Origin of the sequence: Bosea beijingensis, from assembly GCF_030758975.1 — a bacterium.
Classification (GTDB): Bacteria; Pseudomonadota; Alphaproteobacteria; order Rhizobiales; family Beijerinckiaceae; genus Allobosea; species Allobosea beijingensis.
In genome coordinates this window covers 4,384,630-4,406,619 of record NZ_CP132359.1, presented here as the reverse complement: position 1 = coordinate 4,406,619, position 21,990 = coordinate 4,384,630, and the positions used below count along the sequence as shown (strand labels likewise).

23 protein-coding genes are annotated in these 21,990 nt (G+C 66.6%); 9 read left to right on the top strand and 14 right to left on the bottom strand.

The features are described from left to right. Positions 1–163: 163 nt before the first annotated feature. Genes Q9235_RS20950 through Q9235_RS20930 form a run of 5 tightly spaced genes read right to left on the bottom strand, consistent with a single transcriptional unit; the run spans position 164 to position 4,218 of the window. Positions 164–499: a hypothetical protein gene (locus Q9235_RS20950; RefSeq protein WP_306223749.1), complete on the bottom strand. Its 336-nt coding sequence runs from the start codon at positions 497–499 to the stop codon at positions 164–166. Beyond that, positions 499–1,383, bottom strand: a complete 885-nt coding sequence (locus tag Q9235_RS20945; protein ID WP_306223748.1) for a DUF6772 family protein — start codon at positions 1,381–1,383, stop codon at positions 499–501. Before Q9235_RS20945 ends, Q9235_RS20950 begins: the two co-directional genes overlap by 1 nt. A gap of 3 nt (positions 1,384–1,386) precedes the next feature. Next, entirely contained in the window at positions 1,387–2,229 is an 843-nt protein-coding gene (locus Q9235_RS20940; RefSeq protein WP_306223747.1) for a carbohydrate ABC transporter permease, read from the bottom strand. After that, entirely contained in the window at positions 2,222–3,094 is an 873-nt protein-coding gene (locus Q9235_RS20935) for a carbohydrate ABC transporter permease (RefSeq protein ID WP_306223746.1), read from the bottom strand. The genes Q9235_RS20940 and Q9235_RS20935 overlap by 8 nt, the downstream gene beginning before the upstream one ends. After that, positions 3,091–4,218, bottom strand: coding sequence for a mandelate racemase/muconate lactonizing enzyme family protein (locus Q9235_RS20930; RefSeq protein WP_306223745.1), 1,128 nt, complete (start codon positions 4,216–4,218; stop codon positions 3,091–3,093). The genes Q9235_RS20935 and Q9235_RS20930 overlap by 4 nt, the downstream gene beginning before the upstream one ends. Before the next feature lie 110 nt (positions 4,219–4,328). Here Q9235_RS20930 and Q9235_RS20925 point away from each other — a divergent pair, with 110 nt between their 5' ends. The 6 genes from Q9235_RS20925 (at position 4,329) to Q9235_RS20900 (ending at position 10,291) form a co-directional block, all read left to right on the top strand. Beyond that, on the top strand, positions 4,329–5,120 hold the full coding sequence (locus tag Q9235_RS20925; RefSeq protein ID WP_306223744.1) for a FadR/GntR family transcriptional regulator: 792 nt from the start codon (positions 4,329–4,331) through the stop codon (positions 5,118–5,120). Further along, positions 5,092–6,387 (top strand): ABC transporter substrate-binding protein, encoded by a 1,296-nt coding sequence (locus Q9235_RS20920; protein WP_306223743.1) that lies wholly within the window; start codon positions 5,092–5,094, stop codon positions 6,385–6,387. Before Q9235_RS20925 ends, Q9235_RS20920 begins: the two co-directional genes overlap by 29 nt. Positions 6,388–6,434: 47 nt before the next feature. Next, entirely contained in the window at positions 6,435–7,724 is a 1,290-nt protein-coding gene (locus Q9235_RS20915) for an ABC transporter substrate-binding protein (protein ID WP_306223742.1), read from the top strand. After that, positions 7,724–8,476, top strand: a complete 753-nt coding sequence (locus Q9235_RS20910) for an SDR family NAD(P)-dependent oxidoreductase (RefSeq protein ID WP_306223741.1) — start codon at positions 7,724–7,726, stop codon at positions 8,474–8,476. The genes Q9235_RS20915 and Q9235_RS20910 overlap by 1 nt, the downstream gene beginning before the upstream one ends. Before the next feature lie 321 nt (positions 8,477–8,797). Further along, complete coding sequence (locus Q9235_RS20905) at positions 8,798–9,289, top strand: lipocalin family protein (protein ID WP_306223740.1); 492 nt, start codon at positions 8,798–8,800, stop codon at positions 9,287–9,289. 198 nt (positions 9,290–9,487) lie between these two features. After that, the gene (locus Q9235_RS20900; protein WP_306228379.1) at positions 9,488–10,291 is read left to right on the top strand and encodes a DUF72 domain-containing protein; all 804 of its coding nucleotides are present in this window, start codon (positions 9,488–9,490) and stop codon (positions 10,289–10,291) included. 3 nt (positions 10,292–10,294) lie between these two features. Here the strand turns inward: Q9235_RS20900 and Q9235_RS20895 are convergent, their stop codons facing one another. The 7 genes from Q9235_RS20895 to htpX form a co-directional block, all read right to left on the bottom strand. After that, positions 10,295–10,783: a YbaK/EbsC family protein gene (locus tag Q9235_RS20895; RefSeq protein ID WP_306223739.1), complete on the bottom strand. Its 489-nt coding sequence runs from the start codon at positions 10,781–10,783 to the stop codon at positions 10,295–10,297. Then, complete coding sequence (locus tag Q9235_RS20890) at positions 10,780–11,058, bottom strand: hypothetical protein (protein ID WP_306223738.1); 279 nt, start codon at positions 11,056–11,058, stop codon at positions 10,780–10,782. The genes Q9235_RS20895 and Q9235_RS20890 overlap by 4 nt, the downstream gene beginning before the upstream one ends. A 3-nt stretch (positions 11,059–11,061) precedes the next feature. Beyond that, on the bottom strand, positions 11,062–12,240 hold the full coding sequence (locus Q9235_RS20885) for a low temperature requirement protein A (protein WP_306223737.1): 1,179 nt from the start codon (positions 12,238–12,240) through the stop codon (positions 11,062–11,064). A gap of 74 nt (positions 12,241–12,314) precedes the next feature. Then, a complete protein-coding gene (purH, locus tag Q9235_RS20880) occupies positions 12,315–13,907 on the bottom strand; it encodes a bifunctional phosphoribosylaminoimidazolecarboxamide formyltransferase/IMP cyclohydrolase (RefSeq protein WP_306223736.1) in 1,593 nt (530 codons plus the stop codon). A gap of 101 nt (positions 13,908–14,008) precedes the next feature. Beyond that, on the bottom strand, positions 14,009–15,727 hold the full coding sequence (locus tag Q9235_RS20875) for a heparinase II/III family protein (RefSeq protein WP_306223735.1): 1,719 nt from the start codon (positions 15,725–15,727) through the stop codon (positions 14,009–14,011). Positions 15,728–15,811: 84 nt separating this feature from the next. Beyond that, complete coding sequence (locus Q9235_RS20870; RefSeq protein WP_306223734.1) at positions 15,812–17,176, bottom strand: RsmB/NOP family class I SAM-dependent RNA methyltransferase; 1,365 nt, start codon at positions 17,174–17,176, stop codon at positions 15,812–15,814. A gap of 1 nt (position 17,177) precedes the next feature. Then, positions 17,178–18,107 (bottom strand): zinc metalloprotease HtpX, encoded by a 930-nt coding sequence (gene htpX / locus Q9235_RS20865; RefSeq protein WP_306223733.1) that lies wholly within the window; start codon positions 18,105–18,107, stop codon positions 17,178–17,180. 116 nt (positions 18,108–18,223) lie between these two features. Here htpX and Q9235_RS20860 point away from each other — a divergent pair, with 116 nt between their 5' ends. Both Q9235_RS20860 and Q9235_RS20855 read left to right on the top strand, forming a co-directional pair. Next, positions 18,224–18,445, top strand: a complete 222-nt coding sequence (locus Q9235_RS20860; RefSeq protein WP_306223731.1) for a DUF1674 domain-containing protein — start codon at positions 18,224–18,226, stop codon at positions 18,443–18,445. Between the two features lie 87 nt (positions 18,446–18,532). Next, entirely contained in the window at positions 18,533–19,837 is a 1,305-nt protein-coding gene (locus Q9235_RS20855; protein WP_306223730.1) for a class I SAM-dependent methyltransferase, read from the top strand. Positions 19,838–19,920: 83 nt separating this feature from the next. On the opposite strand, the gene Q9235_RS20850 is transcribed toward Q9235_RS20855, so the two are convergent. Then, the gene (locus Q9235_RS20850; RefSeq protein WP_306223729.1) at positions 19,921–20,238 is read right to left on the bottom strand and encodes a DUF2853 family protein; all 318 of its coding nucleotides are present in this window, start codon (positions 20,236–20,238) and stop codon (positions 19,921–19,923) included. Between the two features lie 241 nt (positions 20,239–20,479). On the opposite strand from Q9235_RS20850, the gene Q9235_RS20845 reads away from it, so the two are divergent. Continuing rightward, complete coding sequence (locus Q9235_RS20845; protein WP_306223728.1) at positions 20,480–21,427, top strand: 2-hydroxyacid dehydrogenase; 948 nt, start codon at positions 20,480–20,482, stop codon at positions 21,425–21,427. Positions 21,428–21,431: 4 nt separating this feature from the next. Here the strand turns inward: Q9235_RS20845 and Q9235_RS20840 are convergent, their stop codons facing one another. After that, complete coding sequence (locus tag Q9235_RS20840; protein ID WP_306223727.1) at positions 21,432–21,944, bottom strand: L,D-transpeptidase; 513 nt, start codon at positions 21,942–21,944, stop codon at positions 21,432–21,434. Positions 21,945–21,990: the final 46 nt, after the last annotated feature.

Here is a 21,990-nt window from a genome sequence, read left to right as displayed (position 1 = left end):
CGCCTTCTCCGTCGCGGTGCGGGGAGGTCGCGATCCGCGCGCCAATCGGCACAGACGCTTTGAGGCGAGGTGAAGCGGTCATGCCAGCGCGCCACTGGCGAAGGGCCGATTTCGAGCAGATGTCGCCCCGTGCCTGCCGCTGGCGCTTGCTGCCCTTGCGCGGTCAGACCTTGAGATGAAGCGTCACCAGTACGGTGATCTCAGCGCCATCGGGCAACGTCGCGGCGACGCGCAGGAAATTGCCGAAGTGGCTGACCCGCTGGAAGGTGACGGCATCCTTTGCCACCGGCAGATCGAATTCCGAGCCTTCGTGGCACCAGTGCAGGCCGTCGGCGGAAATCTCGATCCGTGCCTTCGGCAGTTGCCCCTTCGGCTGCTTCAGCGCCCGAACGAAGAAGATCGCTTCCTTCGCCCAGCCGGCCTCGTATGGTTCGGTCGCGCTTTCAGCCGTCCAGCTTTCGTTGCGAGCGACGACGGCGGTCAGGTTCTCGGGCAGCATCAGAAATCCCCCGACAGGCAAACGGAGTCGAGATAGGCGAAAGCGCGCTTGTCGGTATCCGTCTCGGCGAAGAAGGCGAGGTTCAGCATGCACCACAGATTCTTCATCGCGGGGATGCGGATGCAGTCGAAGCCATCCATGGCAAAGACGCGGTCATTGACCTGGAATCTTGTCGCCTGCATCGCCGCGAGGTCGAAATCGAAGCGCAGATAATGCCAGTTCACCTTGGTCGGAATCTCGTTGTAGCAGAGCCTTTGCTCGCCGCCGGGCAGGTCCTCCCAATCGCTGGGGGCGAGATGGTAATGCGTGATCGTCTTGCCGGCAGTGCCGATCGGCTTGATCGGCGTCGTCCGGCGTTTGAACTGCCATTTCTGGATGTGCTGCCCGTCCTGCGCATTGAGGAAACGCAGATGCGGCATCACCCGGTCGCCCGGCCCTGACGTATCGCCGATCTGGAGATCATAGAGGAAGCCGAAGGAGCGGATGTCGGTCTCCGACAGCGCGAGCTCGGTCGCCTCGGGCTTGAAGGTGAAATAGGCCTCCAGCCGGATCGGCCCGGCCTTGCGGAAGGTCAGCCGCTTGATCGCGACGTTCTGAGCGCCTTTTCTCGCCCGCGTCGCGATCTTCAGCGCATAGGAACCGTCGACGCCGCCATGCGAGCCGAAATCCCAATTCGGCAAGGTCGAGAGCATGGCGTGGCTGTGCTGGGCATAGCCCGGCAGCATCGCGTCAAGCGTATCCTCGTAATTGCCGACGAGCTGCGTCCAGCCGCACATGCCGCGGTCGAAATCGTCCAGGCAGATGATACGCGGCAGCGGGTCGAACCGGCTGAGTTGGGGGTCGCTCTCGCGGATGGCGCGTCTGAGATCGTCGAGCTGGGGCATGGCTTATCCCTTCACCGCGCCGGCGGTGAGCCCCGCCACGAGATGCTTCTGCATGAGGATGACGAAGGCGAGCACCGGCACGAGTTGCACGGTGGAGGCTGCGAAGAGCACGCCCCATTCGACGCCTTCGACGGCGCCGATCATCTCGGAGATCACCAGCGGCGCGGTCTTCGCCTTGGTGGTTGTGAAGATGAAAGCGAAGAGGAACTCGTTCCAGGCGTAGACGATGACGAAGACCGAGACGGCGAGCATTCCCTGCGCCGCCATTGGCAGGATGACACGGGCGATGATCTGCATCTGCGAGGCGCCGTCGACCATCGCGGCTTCGTCGAGTTCGCGCGGAATCTGGTCGATGAAGGTCCGCATCACCACCGTGCCCAGCGAGACGAAGAAGGTGGCGTAGAGCAGGATCAGGATGAAATGCGTATCGTTCAAGCCCAGCCAGTTCACCACCGGGAAGAGCGGCAGGGTGATGACGATCGGTGGGATCAGGCGGATGAAGATCAGGAAGAAGGCCGAGGCCTGCAAACCGCGCGAGGCGAAGCGCGAATAGGCGAAGCCCGCAAGCAGCGAGACGCCGACCGCGAGGACAGTCGCGCCAGCCGTGACCAGGAGGCTGTTCCACAGGCCAAAGAAGAAGTCGCCCCAGCGGCTCCAGAGCGCCTGATAGTTCGCCAGCGTCGGCGCGAAGGAGAAGGCGCCTGTGGTCGAGAATATGTCGCGATCGGACTTGAACGACGACATTGCGATCAGTCCGATCGGCACCAGAGACCAGGCGACGACAGCGAGGACGCCGACGAGCTTCAGGAGATGGCGCAAAAGCCTGGGCAGGGAGGATTTAGGCACGCGCGAACGTCTCCCGGTAGAGCCGGCGCAGATAGAACAGCGCGAGCAGGAGCGAGGCCAATACGAGCAGCCAGCCGGTCGCGGCGGCCGAGCCGAAGGCGTTGTAGCGGAAGGCTTCGAGATAGAGATAGACCGCCATCACTTCGGTCGAGCGTGCTGGCCCACCGCCGGTCATCAGCCAGACCTCGGAGAAGAGCCGGAAGGCGAAGATGTAGCGGAACAGGGCGGCGATCAGCAGAGCCGGCATCAGCAGCGGCAACGTGATCCGACGGAACGAGGTCCAGGCCGTGGCGCCGTCGATGGAAGCCGCCTCATAGAGATCGCTTGGGATCGAGAGCCGCGCCGCATAAAGGATGATGAACGAGAACGGCAGGTGCAGCCAGATCGAGAGCAGGCTGATCATGGCGAGGCCATGGCTCGGGTTCACGGCCCATTCGATCGGCGGCAGGCCGATCGTGGCCAGCAAGCGGCTCATCATCCCGACATCGGGCTCGAACAGGTAGCGCCACATCACCACGGCCGAGACCTCGCTCACCGCATAGGGCGCCAGCACGATAGCGAGCAGAAGCGGCCGGAACGGCACGCCGGACGCAAAGAACAAGGCCATGCCGAGGCCGATCAGCAACTCGACATGCACGACGATCGCGACGACGATCACCGTGTTGAGCAGCGCCTTCCAGAAATAGGGGTCGGCCAGCACCTTGGCGTAGTTGGCGAGCCCCACGAATGTCGCCGCCTGCCCAAAGGAGGACTGGTTGAGGCTGAGCCAGAAGACATAGAGCGCCGGCACGAGGATGATGCCGCCGATCATCAACTGGACCGGAGTGACCAGCGCTATCGCCGAGAGAGGTGTGCGGGCGCTCATCGGGCGATCCTGAAGCGCTTCAGCGCCTCGCGGTCGATCTCGACTCCGAGGCCCGCCCCCTGCGGGATTGCGAGCTTGCCTTCGATGAGCTGCGATCCCTCGCCGACGAGCGGCCGGGTGAAGGCGTCGCGCAGCGGGTTCTCGTAGACCATGCATTCGAAGGTGCGGAAGCTTTCCGCCGCCGCCGCCAATTGCAGGCTCGCCGCGACGCAGATCGCGCCGGACCAGCCGACATGCGGCGCATAGGCCGTGTTGAAACTCGCGGCGAGTTCGGCAATCCGCCAGGTCTCGGTGATGCCGCCGGAGCGGGTGACGTCGGGCTGGAGCAGCCCGAGAGAACGGTCCTGCAGCATGGTCAACGCCTCGCTCGCGACGAAATCGCTTTCGCCGGCTGCGAGACGGATCGGCAGATGCTGGGCGAGGCGGCGATAGCCCTCGCGATCATGGGGCGCAATCGGCTCCTCGAAGAAGCCATAGTTGAGATCGGCAAGCGCCCGGCCGACGATCATCGCGTCGTCGACATCATAGGCCCAGTTTGCATCGACATAGAGGGCGATAGCGTCGCCCGCGAGCCGGCGGACAAGCTTGGCGCGAGCCACCGCATCGCGCAGCGGATGACCGAGCTTGACCTTGATCTCGCGGAAGCCGGCCTTGAGCGCCGCCGTCACTTCGGCCTCGACGGTCGCATCGTCGAGCCAGTTGATCGAGGAGGCATAGGCCGCGACCTCCTTGCGCCCCATGCCGCCAAGCAACTTATGGACCGGCTGACCTGCCTGCTTTCCGGCAATATCCCAGAGCGCGATATCGATCGCCGCGATCGCTTCGACGATCTGCCCGCCCGGTCGGCCGGACAACGCCGCGCGCATCGTCTTCCACAGCGCGCGCCGGTCGGCAGCGTCGCGCCCGGCAAGGCGCGGCACCAGCGCCTCCTCGATGAAGCGTGCATAGCCGGCTGCGCCGCGCCGGCAGAGCCCCTCGCCGAAGCCGATCGTGCCGTCCTCGGTCTCGACCTCGACGACGACGATCTCGATCGCCGGATAATCGCCCTGCGAGGTCCGCTGGACCTTCGGCAGCGTCGCCCGCAGCGGATGGACGTCAACTTTGACGATACGGCTGGCCGACATGCGGCAATGCCCTCCCGAGGCGTGCCGCTGAACGGCATCTACTTATCTGATAGGTTGAATAGTTGCCAAGGAACACGGCATCTGTCAATGATCACTGCCGGAGGATTTTGATGAACGATCTCGCCCGCGCCGTGCTCGATGCAGAAGACCCTTTCGCGGGCGGCGATGTCGTGCCGATGCGCCTCGGCGATGCGGTGATCCAACGCATCACGCAGGCGATCCACGAGGGGCGGCTCAAGCCGGGCGACTCCCTGCCTTCCGAATCGCGCATCGCGGCCTCCTTCGGCGTCAGCAAGCCGATCGCGCGTGAGGCCATCCGCCAGCTCGCAGCGATGGGCGTGGTCCATATCCAGCAGGGCAAGCCGACGCGGGTGCAGGCGCTCGATGCCGCCCCGCTCGACCGCTTTTACCGTTTCGCGGTGCGCGGGCGCGCCAACGGCCTGACCGAGGCCGTGGAACTCCGTCGCATTCTCGAGCCACCGATCGCCGCGCATAGCGCGGAGCGCCGTTCGGACGAGGATATCGAGAAGCTCGATCTCATTCTGGCCCGGATGGAAGACGCACTCGGCAGCGTGCCCCGCTGGATCGAGGCCGATCTCGATTTTCACGAGGCCGTCGCCGCGTCCTCGGGCAACCGCCTGCTCGATTTCCAGATCCGGGGCCTGCGCCCGGTCATCCGCGAGGTGATGGAGATCTTCAATTCACGCGAGGCCCGCGGGCCGGAAGACTGGCAGCGCACCTTCGAGCGTCATGTCCGTATCGTCGGGGCGATCAAGGCGAGCGATCCCGTCGCGGCGTCTGCCGCCATGAACAAGCATTTCGAAGCGGCAGAAGCCGCCATCGCGGAACTCGCGAGCCAGAGGGAGGATCGACATGAACCAAGGGGCGACACTCGACCGTAGGCAGTTCGGCGCGGGCATCCTCGGACTGAGCTTCGCCGGGCTGGGCCACGCCGCGCAGGCGCAGAGCGGCCCGTTCAATGTCTTCACCCATCGCGTGATGCAGACGGTCTCGACGGGCGCGCAGGGCGGCGACATCACCAGGGATTGGGCACAGAAGAACGGCGTTACCGTCCAGTGGACGACCTTCGACACCGGTCCGTTGCAAGAGCGCCTGTTCCGCGAGGCGAGCCTCGGGGAGACCTCGGTCGATGTCGGTTTCGTCGTCAACACCCAGGTCGTGCCGCGCGCCGCGAGCCTTTTCGAGCCGCTCGACGACTACCTGAAGAAGGATCCGGTCGAGGACGTCGCCGACATCTTTCCCGGGTTGATGGAAGGCATGAAGGTCGGCGGCAAGCAATTGGCCATCCCGTTCCGCCATGCCTCTTCCGGCTTGCACTACAACGAGGAGATCCTGGCCGAGAAGGGCTTCTCCAAGCCGCCCGCGACCATCGAAGAGATGATCGAGATCGCCAAGGCCTGCAGCTATCGCCGCGCCGACGGCACGCAGGTCGTGGGCCTGTGTACGCCGGGCGCGACCTATCCCAACGTGATCGACCTCGCCCGCGCCTGGGATGGCGAGTTCATCACGCCGGACTTCAAATGCGTCGCCGACCAGCCGCCGATGCTGAACGCCGTCCGCACCTTGCGCGAGCTTTTCCAGGCCAATGCCTTCCCGCGCAATTTCGCGACGCTTTCGCCCGAGGACGTCAATGTCTGGATGCAGCAGGGCCGCGCCGCGATGAGCCTGCAGAGCATGGGCCGCAACCGCATCTACAACGACCCGCAGAAGTCGAAATTCCCCGGCAAGATCAAGACGATCGCGGTGCCGGCCTCGAAGACGCTCGCCGGCAAGTACGACGCCGCGCCGGCCAAGGTCGAGTTCTGGGGCATGGTCATCCCCAAGAACGCCAAGCGCAAGGACCTCGCCTGGAGCTTCATCAAGGCGATGGCCTCCAAGGATGCGACGCTCAAGGCCGCGCTTAACGGCAACGGCCCGGTCCGCGCCTCGACCTATGCCGACCAGGGGTTTGCGGGAACGGTGCCCTATGCCGCCGAGGAACTGAAGGTGCTCAAGGTCGCGCGCGTGCCGATGCCGGCATTCGACGAGGCGGCGCGGGCCGGCGACCTGTTCAAGGAAGAGGCGGAAGCCGCGGTGCTCGGCATGAAGACGCCGGAGGAGGCAATGGCTTCGCTGGTCAAGCGCGTGCAGCCGCTGCTTCCAGCCTGAGCGTTCGCGAAAACGACACGACAAGAACGATCACCGGAGGACCATCGATGACATCCCGCATCTCGCGCCGCCGGTTCGGCGTGCTCGCTGGCGCCGCAGTCGCCTCGACATGTCTCCCGCGCGGCGCCTTCGCCCAGGCGAAGACGCTGACCGCCCTCGGCCACCGCGTCCACCAGAACGCAGCCACGACCGGGCCCGGCGGCGACGCGACCGAAGCCTTTCGCAAGGCGAATGGCGCTGACGTGAACTGGGTCACCTTCGGCGACGTCAACGCCGTGCATGAGCGGCTGCTGCGCGAGGCTTCTCTGTCGGAGACCTCGATCGACGTCGCCTATCTCGTCAATGGCCGCGCAGTGCCGCGCAATCTCCAGCTTTTCGAGCCGCTCGATGCGCTGATGAAGCAGGCGCCGATCGAGGCCTTCGACGATTTCGCGCCGGGGTTGCTCGCGCCGCTCAAGGTCGGCGATGCCCTGCACGGTATCCCGGTTCGCCACGCGACCAATGCCCTGATCTATAACGAGGCCCTGTTGGAAGAGCGCGGCGTCACCAAGCTGCCGACGACATTCGAGGAGCTGGCGGAGCTTGCCCGCAAGCTCACCTTCAAGCGCGAGGACGGCACACAGGTCTATGGCCTCGCCTTCACCGCGGTCTTCGCCTCGAACTTCCTGACGCTCGCCCGCTGCCTCGGCGGCGACTACATGACGACCGACGGCAAGATCGTCGCGGCCGAGCCGCCGATGGTGAAGACGCTCACCCTGCTGGCCGATTTCTACAAGGCCGGCGTGCTGCCGCGGAATTTCGCGACGGTGAACAACGAGGAGATCACCACCTGGATGCAGCAGGGCCGGGCGGCGATGACGATCAATCCCTTCGCCCGGCTCGTGACCTACAACGACCCCTCCAAAGGCAAGTACGGCGGGCGCTTCAAATCGCTGCTGCCGCCGATGGCGGCCGATCTAGCCGGCAAGGTCGCCTTTGCGCCGACGACCGAGTTCTGGGCGCTGATGATCCCGAAGAACGCCAAGCAGAAGCCCTTGAGCTGGGAGTTCATCCGCGCGCTGTCCTCCAAGGCCGGCACGACCGCGATGGCGCTGAACGGCAACGGCCCGGTCCGCATCTCGACCTATGCCGACGAGAAGCTGAAGGCGGCGATGCCCTATGCCGCCGACGAGGCTGCCGCGCTCAAGGCATCGCGCATCCATCTGCCCGCCTTCGACGAGCAGGCCCGTGCCCATGACATCTTCATCGAGGAGACGCAGGCGGCCGTGCTCGGTCGTAAGCCGGCGCAGCAGGCGATGGACGATGCGGCGGCCCGCGTGAAGCCGCTGCTCGGCTGATGACGGAACCACTTTCGGGCCGCGTCGCCCTCGTCACCGGTGCGGCGCGCGGCATCGGCCTTGCCGTCGCGGCGCGCCTAGCGGAAGCTGGCGCGCATGCGATCATCCACGACCGGGACGCGTCTGCCGCCGGCGCTGCGGTGGCCGATTTGCGCGGGAGAAGCCTCTCGGCCACGCCCCTGATCGCTGACCTCGTCGAGGCGAGAGCCCCTACCGCGATGGCAGCCGAGTTGAAAGCGAGCGGAACCGAGCCCGATATCCTCGTGCTCTGCGCTTCGGTCGAGACACTGGAAACCTGGGATGCGATCTCGGAAGCCGCCATGGCCGCGCAGACCGCGATCAATCTCCATGCGACCGTGCGGCTGCTGCAGGCTTTCCTGCCGGGCATGCTGGCGCGCGGCTTCGGCCGGGTGATCGCGATCGGCAGCGTGCAGGAAGCGCGTCCCAATGCCACCCATTTCTACTACGCGGCCACCAAGGCGGCGCAGACCAACATGATCCTGAACCTCGCCCGCACAACGCAGGCACCGGGGGTCACCTTCAACGTCATCATGCCGGGCGCGATCCTGACCGACCGCAACCGCGCGGTCCTCGCGCAGCCCGGTCGGGAGAGGCAGGTGCTTGCCCGCATTCCCCTGGGCCGGATCGGCAGTCCCGAGGACTGCGCCGGCATCGCCCTGCTGCTCTGCTCACCCGAGGGCAGCTATATCAACGGCGCCGAGATCGCGGTGGATGGTGGCTTGCGTCTGTGACAGGCACCGCGGCCACTTTATGAGGCTCCGGCGTGGAGATCAGCCAAGGTCCGCTTTCCGGCGTACATCACGCCCGGTGTTCGTGGGCTCGCGACAGGCGTTTCCTGGTTGACTTGAGGACCAAGCGGCCCCTTACCCCCGCCGCTGTCCCACCGTCGTCAGCTCAACGTCGCCTGCCGGGAGGGATCCTCGAGCGCTCTAGCGCGTAGTGGTCTGGAGGCGCCGAGAGAACGGTCGCCCATCGCCAGGGGAGCCGCCATGAAATCGCTTCTGCTTGCCGCCGTCGCCGCTCTGTCGCTTGCCGGGTGCGCCGGAAACTCGATGACGCAGGCGCAGAAGGCGCCCGAACCGCGCAAAGGGATCGATGTTCAGCGCTTTTACACCGGGACCTGGCGCGAGATCGCCCGCCGCCCGATGACGATCACGGATGGCTGCGTCGCCGGCGCGACGGAATATGGGCCAGATCGCGCCGGCGGCATTCAGGTGCTTGATTCTTGCCGGATAGGCAGCCCGCGCGGCGAGCTCAAGACGATTGGCGGCCCCGGCACCATCCTCGACCCCGGCACCAATGCGAAACTTAGAGTTGATTACAAGCTCTACGGCTTTGTACCGGTGCAGCGCGACTACTGGGTACTCGACCGGGCCGACGACTATAGATGGTTCATCTCCGCCGATCCGACATTGCGCGATCTCTATATCTTTACACGCAATCCGCAGATCAGCTCCGCACAGCGCAAGCGGCTGGTCGCCCGTGCGGCTGCGCTGGGCTACGACGTCACCAAGCTCGAATTCCCCGAGCAGCCGCGACGTTGAGGCTCACGAGCCTGCGCGCTTTCATGAGGAAGGCCGCCACCCGTCATGACGTAGCGGCATAAGGCGTCCATCGGGTGCTTGTCAGTCCTCCTGACATTGATCTGCTGCCAATAGGGCTAGCTTCAACCTTTGCTGAAAGTGGGTGGTGTCGGACCAGCCATTCGCGCCACTATCAGCATCGGTACAACGGAGCACCTCATGACCCGCGAAGCAGGCAAGATCCATATCGGCATCGGCGGCTGGGTGTTCGAGCCGTGGCGCGGGGCATTCTATCCGGACGGGCTGCCGCAGAAGCGCGAGCTGGAATATGCCGCGAGCAAGCTCACCTCGATCGAGATCAACGGCACCTATTACGGATCCCAGAAGCCGGAGAGCTTCGCCAAGTGGCGCGCGGAGACGCCTGATGATTTCGTCTTCGCGCTGAAAGGCTCTCGCTTCTGCACCAACCGGCGCGTGCTGGCGGAAGCCGGCCCTTCGGTGGAGAAATTCCTGACCAGCGGTCTGACCGAGCTCAAACACAAGCTCGGCCCGATCAACTGGCAGTTCATGCCGACGAAGCGATTCGATCCCGCTGATTTCGAGGCTTTCCTGAAGCTGTTGCCGAAGGAGCTGGACGGAATCACGCTGCGCCATGCCGTCGAGGTTCGGCATGACAGCTTCCGTTCGCCTGATTTCATCGCGCTTTTGCGGGAGTATGGCGTGGCCGTCATCACCTCGGCCGATGCGGACTACACCCAGATCGCAGACGTGACGGCGCCTTTCGTCTATGCGCGGATCATGGGGACCCAGGAGGCCGAGCCGAAAGGCTATGCCGAGGCCGGGCTCGATCGCTGGACCAAGGCCGCGCAGGCCTGGGCCAAGGGCGGCGTGCCGGAAGGGCTGGAACCGGTCGGGCCGGCCGCCAAGGCCGAGAAGCGCGACGTGTTTCTCTATGTGATCAGCGGCGACAAGGTGCGCAATCCCGCCGCCGCAATGGAATTGATCGCGCGGACGAAGGGCTGACGCTTACTCCGCCGCTGCTGCCTCTTGAGCCGCTTCCTGGCAGGTATCGACCCACTCGGCTCTGGTCAGCTCGGCCATGCGGTCAGGTGCGATCCGCAGCGCGCTATGGGTCGATCCGGCGGCCGGCACGACGATGTCGAAGGCCCTGAGCGAGACGTCGCAATAGACCTTGAGCGGCGTTGCGAGTCCGAAGGGGCAGACGCCGCCGACGGGATGGCCGGTGAGGGCCTCGACCTCTTCCTGGCCGAGCATGCGAGGCTTGCCGCCGAGCGCCGCCTTGGCCTTCCGGTTGTCGAGACGGGCATCGCCGCGGGTGACGACCAGAACGACCTCCTCGCCGATGCGCAAGGAGAGCGTCTTGGCGATCTGGCCGGGCTCGACGCCATGGGCCGCTGCGGCGAGCGGAACCGTGGCGCTGCTCTCAGGCGTCACGATGACGGCGATGTCGGGAGCGTGTTCGGCGAAGAAGGCGCGGACGGATTCGAGGCTCATCGGGTCATTCGCGAGGTCAGCCAGAGGATCAGCAGGCTGGCCACCGCCGGCACGCCGAAGACGACGAGGAAGATCGGCGCTTCCTCCATCACGGTATAGCCCGCGCTGGCGACGCCGATCCAGAGATTGATCAAGGCGCCGGCCAACCAAAGCGGCAGGAAGAGCTTCACCGCGAAGGGGATCGGCCGCCCGGCGGAGACGGAGAGGCGCGGCGCCAGGACGAGCAGGATGCCGAGCAGGGCGAAGCCGATGCCGATGACCTTGATGGTATGCATGGATCAGGTTTCCTTCGGCCGCAGCGAGATCGCTTCCCAGGCCGCGACCAGGATCAGGATCGCGGTTGCCGACAGGCTGAAGCCCAGCGGCGGCAGTACCGTCCAGGCCGGCGTTAGAATGGCGAGCAGGCCCAGGCCGACGAGATGGGAGAGGGGGTACCAGCCGGCCGTTATGCGCTTGAACAACAGATTGCCGAGCAGGTAGAAGGCCGGGCCGGCCAGGACCGCGATCGCCGTTCTGCCATCGGTATGGCCGGTGGGATGCGCGATCACCAGTTCGTCGCCCACGGCGACGAGGATGATGCCGGCGACCAGCAGGACATGCAGATAGGTATAGGCGATGCGTGCGATCCGGCCGGGATCGTTTGAGCGGGCGATATGGTGGCTCGCCCGCTCGGCGCCGATATGGAAATAGATCCACCACATCGCGACCGAGCTCAGGAAGGCATTGAAGAAGGCCGTCAGGTTGACGGCCGTCACCGGCAACTTCGCGGCGGTCGCGCCGGTCATCAGGACGGATTCGCCGAGCGCGATGATGATGAAGAGAGCGCAGCGTTCCGAGAGATGGCCGCCCTCGACATTCCAGTCGCTGGTGCGCGAGTGCCCAAGGCCCGGAACGCGGAAGCCTGCGGCCGGGCCGACATATTCGATGCCGAGGGCGACCAGCCAGAGACCGAAGCGCAGGGGGCCTTCGCTCAAGCCGCCGGCGATCCAGAATACGGCCGAGCAGGCGAGCCAGATCGTGATGCGCTGGAAGTTGCGATAGTTCGCCGGCGAGGCGCCCTTCAGGCTCACCATCGTGAAGATCGAGCGGACGAGCTGGGCGGTGACATAAGCGCCGGCGAAAGCGAGGCCGTTCGCGCCGAAGGCCTCGGGCAATGCGCTGGACATAACCAGGCCGAGGAACATCAGGACGAAGAGCAGGATGCGAACCGGGGAACGTTCGGGATCGAGCCAGTTCGTCACCCAGCTCGTGTAGATCCAAATCCACCAGACGGCGCCGAGCAGGAAGGCGGCCTGGGCCACGCCGAGCGGGCTGAAATGCTCGAGAAGCGTGTGCGAGATCTGGGTGATCGCGAAGACGAAGACCAGGTCGAAGAACAGCTCGACGTAGGAAACCCTCGCATGCTGGTGTTCGACGCGCTCCCTGAGCAGCGCGCCGGATTTGTGAGCTTTCGCCATGCAAGCCCCTGTCCCCCGCTGCGCGGCTTAACGCGCAGCTTGTCAGCGAGGGTGTCCCGCGGCCGGTGCCGCCGTCAATGGCGGAAGTGGCGGTGCCCGGTGAAGACCATGGCGAGGCCGGCCTCGTCGGCGGCCTTGATGACCTCGTCGTCGCGCATCGAGCCGCCGGGCTGGATCACCGCGGTCGCGCCGGCTTCCGCCGCGGCGAGCAGGCCGTCGGCGAAGGGGAAGAAGGCATCGGAGGCGACGACCGAGCCCTTGGCGAGGCTTTCCGCGACGCCGGCAGCCTTCGCGGCCTCGGCGGCCTTCCAGGCGGCGATGCGCGAGGAATCGACGCGGCTCATCTGGCCGGCGCCGATGCCGACGGTGGCGAGGTTCTTGGCATAGACGATGGCGTTCGACTTGACGTGCTTGGCGACGCGGAAGGCGAAGCGCAGGTCGGCAAGCTCGCGCTCGCTCGGCTGGCGCTTTGTCACGACCTTCAGCTCCATGTCGTCGACGACGGCATTGTCGCGCGACTGGGCGAGGAAGCCGCCGGAGACGGTGCGCAGCGACAGGCCGGGTGCGCGGACATCCGGCAGGCCGCCGGTGAGCAGCAGGCGCAGGTTTTTCTTGGCGGCGATCATGGCAATCGCCTCCTCGTCGGCATCCGGCGCGATGATGACTTCGGTGAAGATCTCGACGATCTTCTTGGCCGCGGTGGCGTCGAGCTTGCGGTTCAGCGCGACGATGCCGCCGAAGGCCGAAACGGGGTCGCAGGCCAGTGCGCGCTCATAGGCTTCGAGCAGCGAGCCGCCAGCGGCGACGCCGCAAGGGTTGGCGTGTTTGACGATGACACAGGCGGCCGAGGCCTCGGGGACGAACTCGGCGACGCATTCGAAGGCGGCGTCGGTGTCGTTGATGTTGTTGTAGGAGAGCTGCTTGCCCTGGACCTGGCGCGCGGTCGAGACGCCCGGCCGGTTCTCCGGGGTGCGGTAGAAGGCGGCCCATTGATGCGGGTTCTCGCCATAGCGCATCGTCTCGGCGAGCGCGCCGCCGAGCGCGCGGAAATGCGGGGCCGTGTCGCCGAGCTCATTGGCGAACCAGTTCGAGATCGCCGCGTCATAGGCCGCCGTGCGGGCATAGGCCTTCTGGGCGAGCTTGCGGCGCAGCGTCAGCGTGGTCGCACCCTTCTGGGCCTCGAGATCGGCGAGGACGGAGGGGTAATCGGCCGGCTCGACCACGACGGCGACGTCGTGGTGGTTCTTGGCAGCGGCGCGGATCATCGCGGGGCCGCCGATATCGATATTCTCGATGCAGTCGTCATAGGCCTTGCCGGCGGCGACGGTCGCTTCGAACGGATAGAGGTTCACGACCAGCAGGTCGATCGGCTGGATGCCGTGGCCGAGCATCGAGGCCTGGTGCTCGGGATGCGAGCGGATGGCGAGCAGGCCGCCATGGACCTTCGGATGCAGGGTTTTGACCCGGCCGTCCATCATCTCGGGGAAGCCGGTGAGGTCGGAGACGTCCGAAACCGGCAGACCGGCCTCGGCGATCGCCTTGGCGGTGCCGCCGGTCGAGACCAGCGCGATGCCGAGCTGGTGGAGGGCGCGCGCGAAGTCGATCAGACCCGTCTTGTCGGAAACGGAAAGGAGCGCGCGTTCGACGCGGCGAAGCTCATTCGGCATCGGGATAAGGTCCGGCTTTGATTGCAGGAAGGCAGTTTCGGCAGACGCGCGCGGGCTATCATGCTGCGCTGCAAAAGGCAAAAGCCGCCGTCGCAGAACCGTCACGCGTCGGATGCGGGTTCCGCTGCAGCGCGCTCGGCGATCACGTCGGCGATCGACCTGCCGGCGCGGGGATGGGCGGTGCTGATCCGGCTGAGGCGCCAGGCGACGCGCGGGGTCGCCAGGGCATCGAAGCTGATGACGAGTTGTTCGGTACGGCGCCTGCCATCGGAGCCGGCGAGGAAGATGCTCTCCTCGATGGCGATGATCCGCCCTCCGGCCTCGAAGCTCCAGACTTCTCCGGAGGCGAGCGCCAGAAGGGCGCCGCTGCCCTCGCGGACGAGGCTGGCGCGGACATTCGGATGCAGATGGAAGCGCAGGGCGGCAGTGAGTTCCGTGCGCGTGCCGGTCAGGGCGACCTCGTCCTCGCCTGAGAGGGCGGCGCCGTCGCGGGCGAGCGTCAGGCGACGAGTATGGGTTGCGCCGAGGCCGCGGCGATAGCCGTCATGGCTCGCGACCCATTCGGCACCGTCCGCGCCGTCCTGGCGGGCGACGCGGACATCGCGCGGACCGGAGACGACGCGCATCTCGCCGAGCACCATACCGAAATTGGCGCTGGAGCGATCGTCGAGGACGAGCGTCGAATGGGCGGCGGTGCTGCGCGCGGCGAGCCTCAGCTCCCGCGGGCCGAAGCGGCTGGCCCCGCAATTGACGATGATGCGCTGCGCGCCGCTGGAGAATTCGAAGGCGAGGCAGCCGGCATGGGCCTCGACCGAATAGGCGCCGCGCGGCGGCGCGCCGGCATCGGTGACGACGATGCTGCGCTCGGCGGCGAGGCGGCTATAGCCGGAATAGGCGGCGTGCTCGGTCGGCCGGCCGCGGGCATCGTCATAGGCGGCGAGCGTCGCCATCAGGTCGGGCGGGGTCGTGCCCATGCCGTTGAACAGGGCCAGCGCCCCATCGCCATGCCGGAACAGGCGCAAATGCGGCATCATCCGCTCGATCGCGGTCAGCATCCCGCGCGGCGGTTCGAGGCCGCGGGCGGCGAAGGTCTCGCGCAGGGGCAAGAGATCGAGCAGGAATTCGATCAGCAGGCGCGGATTGCGCGAGAGATGGCCGCCATCGGGCAGGATCTGCTCGTCGAGCTCTTCGGAGAGCACGGTCTCGATCCGGCGGCGTCGAGCATCCTGCCCATCGAGGCAGATCGCGGCGAAGGCGATGGCGATCAGGCCGTTCAGCCGGTCGGCGCCCTCGACGGCACCGGCAAGCGCCAGGCTGACCCGGTCGGTGAGGCGCGAGACATGGCGCAGATAGCGCTCGTAGAAGGCGTGGTCGGCGCCTTCGAGCAGCAATGGCGAATGCGAGAGGAAGGAGATCAGCCGGCGTGCCATCACGGCCGGGCGGCGGGCGATGTCGTGGCGATCCCGGCGTCGGGCGATGAAATCCTCGACGAGGCTGCGGGCATTGGCGCGGGCGATGGCGGTGTCGGCGGCGCGCATATGGCGCAGCCAGCCGAAACCGTAGAGCGCTTCGGCCCAGGCCTCGCTCGGCGGTGTCGCGTCGAAGGGCGATTCGCCGTGGCTGCGCAAGGTCCGCCCGGCGAAGGCGTAATACCCTGCATAGAAATCGCTGGCCGTCGTCGGATCGGCGGTGCGCAGGTCGTGCGGGGCGAAGAGCAGGCGCGTGGCGTTGCTGCGGCCGAAGGGCCAGAGCTTGCGGGTGGCCCCGATGAACTGGCCACGGGTTCGCCGCGCCGCCCGTCCGATCGCGGCCTGGGCCAATCCCCGTCGCTCAGCCCACCCGCTCAAATCCCCCGTCAGCTCCGTGTCCGGGCGCGGCGGCGTGCCGCGCGAATCCCGGCTCCGTCATAGCCTGATCAGGCGGGTTGCGTAAAATCCCGCCCATCCGGAAAGGCGTGGCGTTTCGCCCTGCAATTGATGCGGCAGGGTCCGGATATCGCCGTTGGCGTCGATTGCTTCCGTCAAACCGCCGATTTCCTCCGGGCGAACCGCTTCGCGACGAAACTGGGGATTGCGGGCGAGAAAGGCTGTGGTCTGCTCCTCGCCTTCCTGCGGTTCGAGCGAACAGGTGCAATAGACGAGGCGTCCGCCGGGCTTCGTCAGCGCGGCGGCGGCGTCGAACAAGCGTGCCTGCAGGGCGGCGAGCCGGTCGCGATCTTCGGGCAGCTTGGTCCAGGCGACGTCGGGGTGACGGCGGATCGTGCCGGTCGCGCTGCAGGGCGCATCGAGCAGCACGGCGTCGAAGGGCTCGGCCTTCCAGGTCACGGCATCGGCGGTCACCACCTCGGCGGTGAGGCCGAGCCGGGCCAAATTGGCCTTGAGGCGGCGCAGGCGCGGGCCGGAGCGATCGAGCGCGGTGACATTGGCGCCGGCCGCTGCGATCTGGGCGGTTTTGCCGCCCGGCGCTGCGCAGAGATCGGCGATGCGTTCGCCCGGTTTTGGAGCGAGGAGCTTCACCGGCAGGGCGGCGGCGGCATCCTGCACCCACCAGTCGCCTTCGTCGAAGCCGGGCAGGCCGGCGATGGCCTGGCGCTCGCGCAGGCGCACCGAGCCGATCGGCAAGGCGATGCCGTCGAGCTTCTCGGCCCAGCCGGCAGCGCCGGCCTTGACGGAGAGGTCGAGCGGCGGCTCCTCGCGGTGGCTCTGCGCTATCGCGGCAGCGGTGTCCTCGCCATAGGCCGCGCACCAGCTCTCGATCAGCCAGTCGGGCGTATCGCCGAAGACTTCCGCCTGAGCTTCGGCCAGAACGGCGTCGCGCTCGCGGGCGAGGCGGCGCAGCACGGCATTGCCGAGCGCGGCGTAGCGGGCCGAGCGCGGGTCCTCGTGCAATTGCCGGATGGCGATATCGACGGCGGCATGGTCCGGCACGTCGAGGAAGAGGATCTGGGCGGCTGCGGCCGTCACGATCGGCTCGAACGGCCCGGATTTGCGCGGGCTGCCGCGGTCGAGCCGCGCATTGATCGCCTGCTGGACCGTGCCGAGGCGGCGGAAGGCCGTCACCACGATGGCGCGGGCGAGGCTCGCATCGGCCGCGTCGAGCCCGGATTCCGGCAGCATCCGTTCCAGTGTCTCGTCGAGCGCAACGCGGGCGCGCAGGACTTCGTCGATGACCGCGGCTGCGAGACGGCGAGCGGGCAGGCCCGGCGCATCGTCGAGCTTGACCGGCGTCTCCGGCTGGGGCGGGCGGTGCGAGGAGGATTGGCTGGCCATCTCAGCCCCACGGGCCAGGCTGGCGCGGAGAATTACCCCACGGGCTGTCGCTGGCCTGGGCGGTGAAGCCGGTGCCAGCATTGCGGCGGCCGATACCGAGCGCACGCGCCTGTTCCATCAGGGCGGCGATACGGTTGCCGGTGTCGGGATGAGTCGAAAACAGATTATCCATGCCGCCGCCGGTCAAGGGATTGATGATGAACATGTGCGCCGTAGCAGGCTTGGCCTCGGCTGTCTCGTTGGGGATGTTCTGGACGCCGGCCGCGATCTTGGCGAGCGCGTCGGCAAGCCAGACCGGATTGCCGCAGATTTCGCCGCCGAGCTTGTCCGCTTCGTACTCGCGCGAGCGCGAGATCGCCATCTGAATGAGGGCGGCGGCCATCGGGGCGAGGATCGAGAGCAGGATCTGGACGATGAAGTTCGGGCGGTTGTCGCGCGAGCCGAAGAACATGCCGAAGGTGACGAGCGAGGAGATCGCGCCCGCGAAGGTCGCGGTGATCGTCATGGTCAGCGTGTCGTGGTTCTTGATATGCGCGAGTTCGTGCGCCATCACGCCGGCCAGTTCCTCATAGGTCAGCGTGCGCAGGATGCCGGTCGTCGCCGCGACGGCCGCGTTCTGCGGGTTGCGGCCGGTGGCAAAGGCGTTGGGCTGGTCTTCCTGGATCAGGTAGACGCGCGGCATCGGCATGTTCGCGCGGGCGGCGAGGTCGCGCACCATCCCATAGAGCTCCGGCGCGCTACGCTCGTCGACCTCCTGGGCATTCTGGGCGGCGAGCGCCAGACGGTCGGAATTCCAGTAGCTGAAGAGATTGGTCACGGCGGCAAAGCCGAGCGCCATCAGCATGCCGCCCCCGCCGCCGAGCAGATAGCCGACCGCGCCGAACAGCGCCGTCAGGCCCGCCATCAACATGCCGGTGCGAACGTAATTCATCGAAGCCCCTTCTCTGGCGCGTGTCTGCGCGGACCCTCGCATCTGCGAGCGTCGTGCCCTATGTGGTGAGGGCTATCCCGATCCTGCAAGAGAATCCTGCAAGGAAGCGCGCCGAAATGCCCGAGAAGACCGATCAGGACAGGCCGGCGGATGCCGCTGAGACCAAGGCTCTGTCCCCCGCCGCGCAGCGCGCCCTGGCGGAGGCGGTCGCGCGCCGCGCCGCGATCGACGCCCATGCAGCCGAGGTCGCCAAACAGCGTGAGGTCAACGGCCGCGGCGGGTTGGAGCCGGTGCGCTATGACGACTGGGAAGTGAAGGGCATCGCCAGCGACTTCTGATGCGCCAGCGCGGCGTAACCTTGCCCGAACATTGCCAATTTGTGCTCTTGCGTCCAAACAGCAGCCGGATAGCAGCGGATTCGCCTGATGGACAGCAATGACAAGCGCCTCGCGGCCCTGCGCCGCCTTCTTGCCGAGGCGCATGAGAAGCTCGGCCTGAAACTCGGCTTCCGGCTCTGGGACGGCAGCATGGTTCCGGCCTCCTGGCCGAGCGACGGGCTGGCCATCGGCATCGCCGATGCCGGCGTGATGGCCGCGCTGATCCGCAAGCCGAAGCTCGACACCGTGCTCCACCTGCATATCGCCGACCGGCTCTCGATCCTGAACGGCTCGATCTTCGATCTCGCGGCGGCGCGGCCGGAGGGCAAGGTCGGCAGGCTCGCGCGCAACATCCCGAAAAGCGCTGTCTTCGACTTCGTCCGCCGCTTCCTCTTCGCGCCCGGCAAGGCCGATGATGCGGTCAACCACCGCAAGGGCGACGAGATCGCGCGCGACGGCGACCCGGCGACGAACAAGGCCAATGTCGCCTATCACTACGACGTCTCGAACGATTTCTACCGGCTCTTCCTCGATGAGGAGATGGTCTACACCTGCGCCTATTTCACGGGGGAGCACGGCGATATCGGCCGGGCGCAGCAGGACAAGCTCGACATGATCTGCCGCAAGCTGCGGCTGAAGCCCGGCGACCGCTTCCTCGATATCGGTTGCGGCTGGGGCGCGCTGGTCTGCCATGCCGCGCGCTATTACGGCGTCGAGGCCCATGGCGTGACGCTGGCCGAGGAGCAGCTCAAATACGCGCGTGAAAAGGTCGAGCGCTGGGGCCTGCAGGACAAGGTGACGCTGCACCTGCGGGACTACACGCAGATGGAGGGCGAGTTCGACAAGATCTCCTCGATCGGCATGTTCGAGCAGGTCGGCATCCGCAACTATCCCGCGTATTTCAGCACGGTGAACCGTTTGCTCCGGCCGCGGGGGCTCTACCTGCACCACACCATCTCGCGCCGCGCCAAGAAGACCGAGAAGGCCTTCAACAAGATGCCGGCGGAGTATCGCGCGCTGGTGCGCTACATCTTTCCGGGCGGCGAGCTCGATCATCTGGGCATGTCGATCGCCAATCTCGAGCGCCACGGCTTCGAGGTCCACGACGTCGAGGGCTGGCGCGAGCATTACCAGCGCACGACGCGGCTGTGGTGGGAGCGGCTGGAGGCCAACAAGGCCAAGGCCGAGGCCGAGATCGGGCCGGAACGGACGCGGATGTGGCTGCTTTATCTCGCCGGGTGCTCGCTTGCCTTCGAGCGCGGCGGGGCGCTGATCAACCAGACGCTGGTCTCGAAGCGCCGCAAGGGCGCGTCCAGCCTGCCGCTGACGCGCGCAGACCTTTATCGCGATTGACGGGAATTCGGCCGGCTTCGGTGCCGGCCTCCCGTCTTGTCGAATGTCGGGGAAGTCGCCCGGCGCGTCGCCGGGCTGCGGCCCTACTTCTTGACGAAGAGGTCGAGCTTTCCGTGATGTTCGGCCAGCAGGTAGTAGAAGGTCAGGCGGGACTTGGTCTTGTCGGCCTTCATGTGCTCGCAGATCGCCTTGACGGAGCCGTCGAGATCGCCGGACTTGAGGCCGAGCTTCTTCTTCAGGAAGTTTTCACGGACGCGATCGAGCTCGGCCGGATCCGAGCAGGCGACGTAGCGGGTGTCGGGCTTGCTCATCACGAGCGCATAGGATTTCGACATGCCGGCAAAGGCCGCTTCGTTGAGCGGCTTCCTGGCGAATTTCTTCACGTCGGCGAGATGGTCCATCTGATAGCCCCTTCCTGACCCGCACGAGCGTACGGGTGGTTACGTGTCGCGGGGCGGAGGTTAACGCGGTTCTGCGCGGTCGGCGAGAGGGCAACGCCGACGATTTCGGGATTTTGGAACAGCTTGGCCCAATCTTTGGTCGAAGGCCGGAATGCGCGGTGCGGATGACGGGGCCAACGCCAGCATGGGTTGAGCAAAGTTCCGCGCGGTGCTGCGATGCAGCATCTCCCGGAGCCTTGTGATGAAGCCGACGATCCTGATGATGCCGCGCCTTGCCGATGATGCGATCGCAAGCCTGAAGCAGAGTTACACGGTGATCGGACCAGTTTATGGCGACGATGCCGCGGGTATTCCGGTCGAGGCGAAGGAAGCACGCGCGCTGGTGACCTATGGCGGGCGCCGGACCAGCGCGGAGCTGATGGACGCCCTGCCGAAACTCGAACTGATCGCCTGCTATGGCACGGGGATCGAAGGGGTCGATGCCGCGGCGGCCAAGGCGCGTGGCATCCAGCTTTGCAACGCTGCCGATGCCAATGCGCGCAGCGTCGCGGAATTCGCGGTCGGTCTCATGCTCAATGCGATGCGCGGCATCGGACGCGGCGACCGCTTCGTGCGCGACGGTCTGTGGACGGGCCGGGGGATCGAGCCGGTCTCGAATACGCCGGATCTCGCCGGCCGCAGGGTCGGCATCTATGGGCTCGGCGCCATCGGCAGCAAGATCGCGAGCCGGGCGGCGGCCTTCGAGATGGAGGTCGGCTATCACAGCCGCTCGCCCAAGCCGGATCTACCGTACCAGTTCCATGACAGCCTGCTCGGCCTCGCCATCTGGGCGGACGTGCTGATGATCGCCGTCCGGGCCAGCGCCGAGACGCGCCATGCCGTCGACGATACCGTCCTGAACGCGCTCGGGTCGGAGGGCTATGTCGTGAACATCTCGCGCGGCCTCGTCATCGACGAAGAGGCGCTCTGCCTTGCCCTCGAACAGAAACGGATCGGCGGCGCGGCGCTGGATGTCTTCGCTGTGGAGCCGCATGTGCCGGAGCGGCTGCGTAAGCTCGACAACGTCGTGCTGACGCCGCATATCGCCGCGAGCTCGCAGGACGCCAAGAAGGCCCAGTTGCGAACGCTCCTCGGCAATCTCAAGGCGTTCTTTGCGGGCCGCCCGATGCCTGCCGGCGTGCCTCTCTGACGGTTCAGGGCAGGACGACGACCGGCGTGCCCATGCGGACGCGGGCGTAGAGGTCGATCACGTCCTGGTTGTGCATGCGGAAGCAGCCATAGGATGCGGCGGTGCCGATGGTGTTGGGCATGTTGGTGCCGTGGATGGCGTATTGCCCGGTCGGCCCGAGCCCGATGACGCGGGCGCCCATCGGGTTGCGCGGCGAGCCGCCGGGGATGACGTCGGGCAGGCGCGGATTGTCGCGCTTGACCTCGGCCGGCGGGCTCCAGGCCGGATCGACCTGCAATTCCTCGACATATTTGACGCCGCGCCACTGCTTGCCGGCCTTGCCGACGGCGATGGTGTAGCGGATGGCCTCGCCGGGCGAGACGACATAGTAGAGCTTCCGCTCGCCGGTGCGGATCACGATGGTGCCGGGGTCGAAGCGCCCGTCACGCATGCCGACGACCTCGCGCGCCTCAGCGGGCGGCGCGGCCGCGCCGGCTGCCGACAGGGCGATGGTGGCAACGGCGATATGTCTGAGCATGTCCGGAACTCCCGCTCGAAACTGCGAGAGTTCTGGTGCCGCAGCC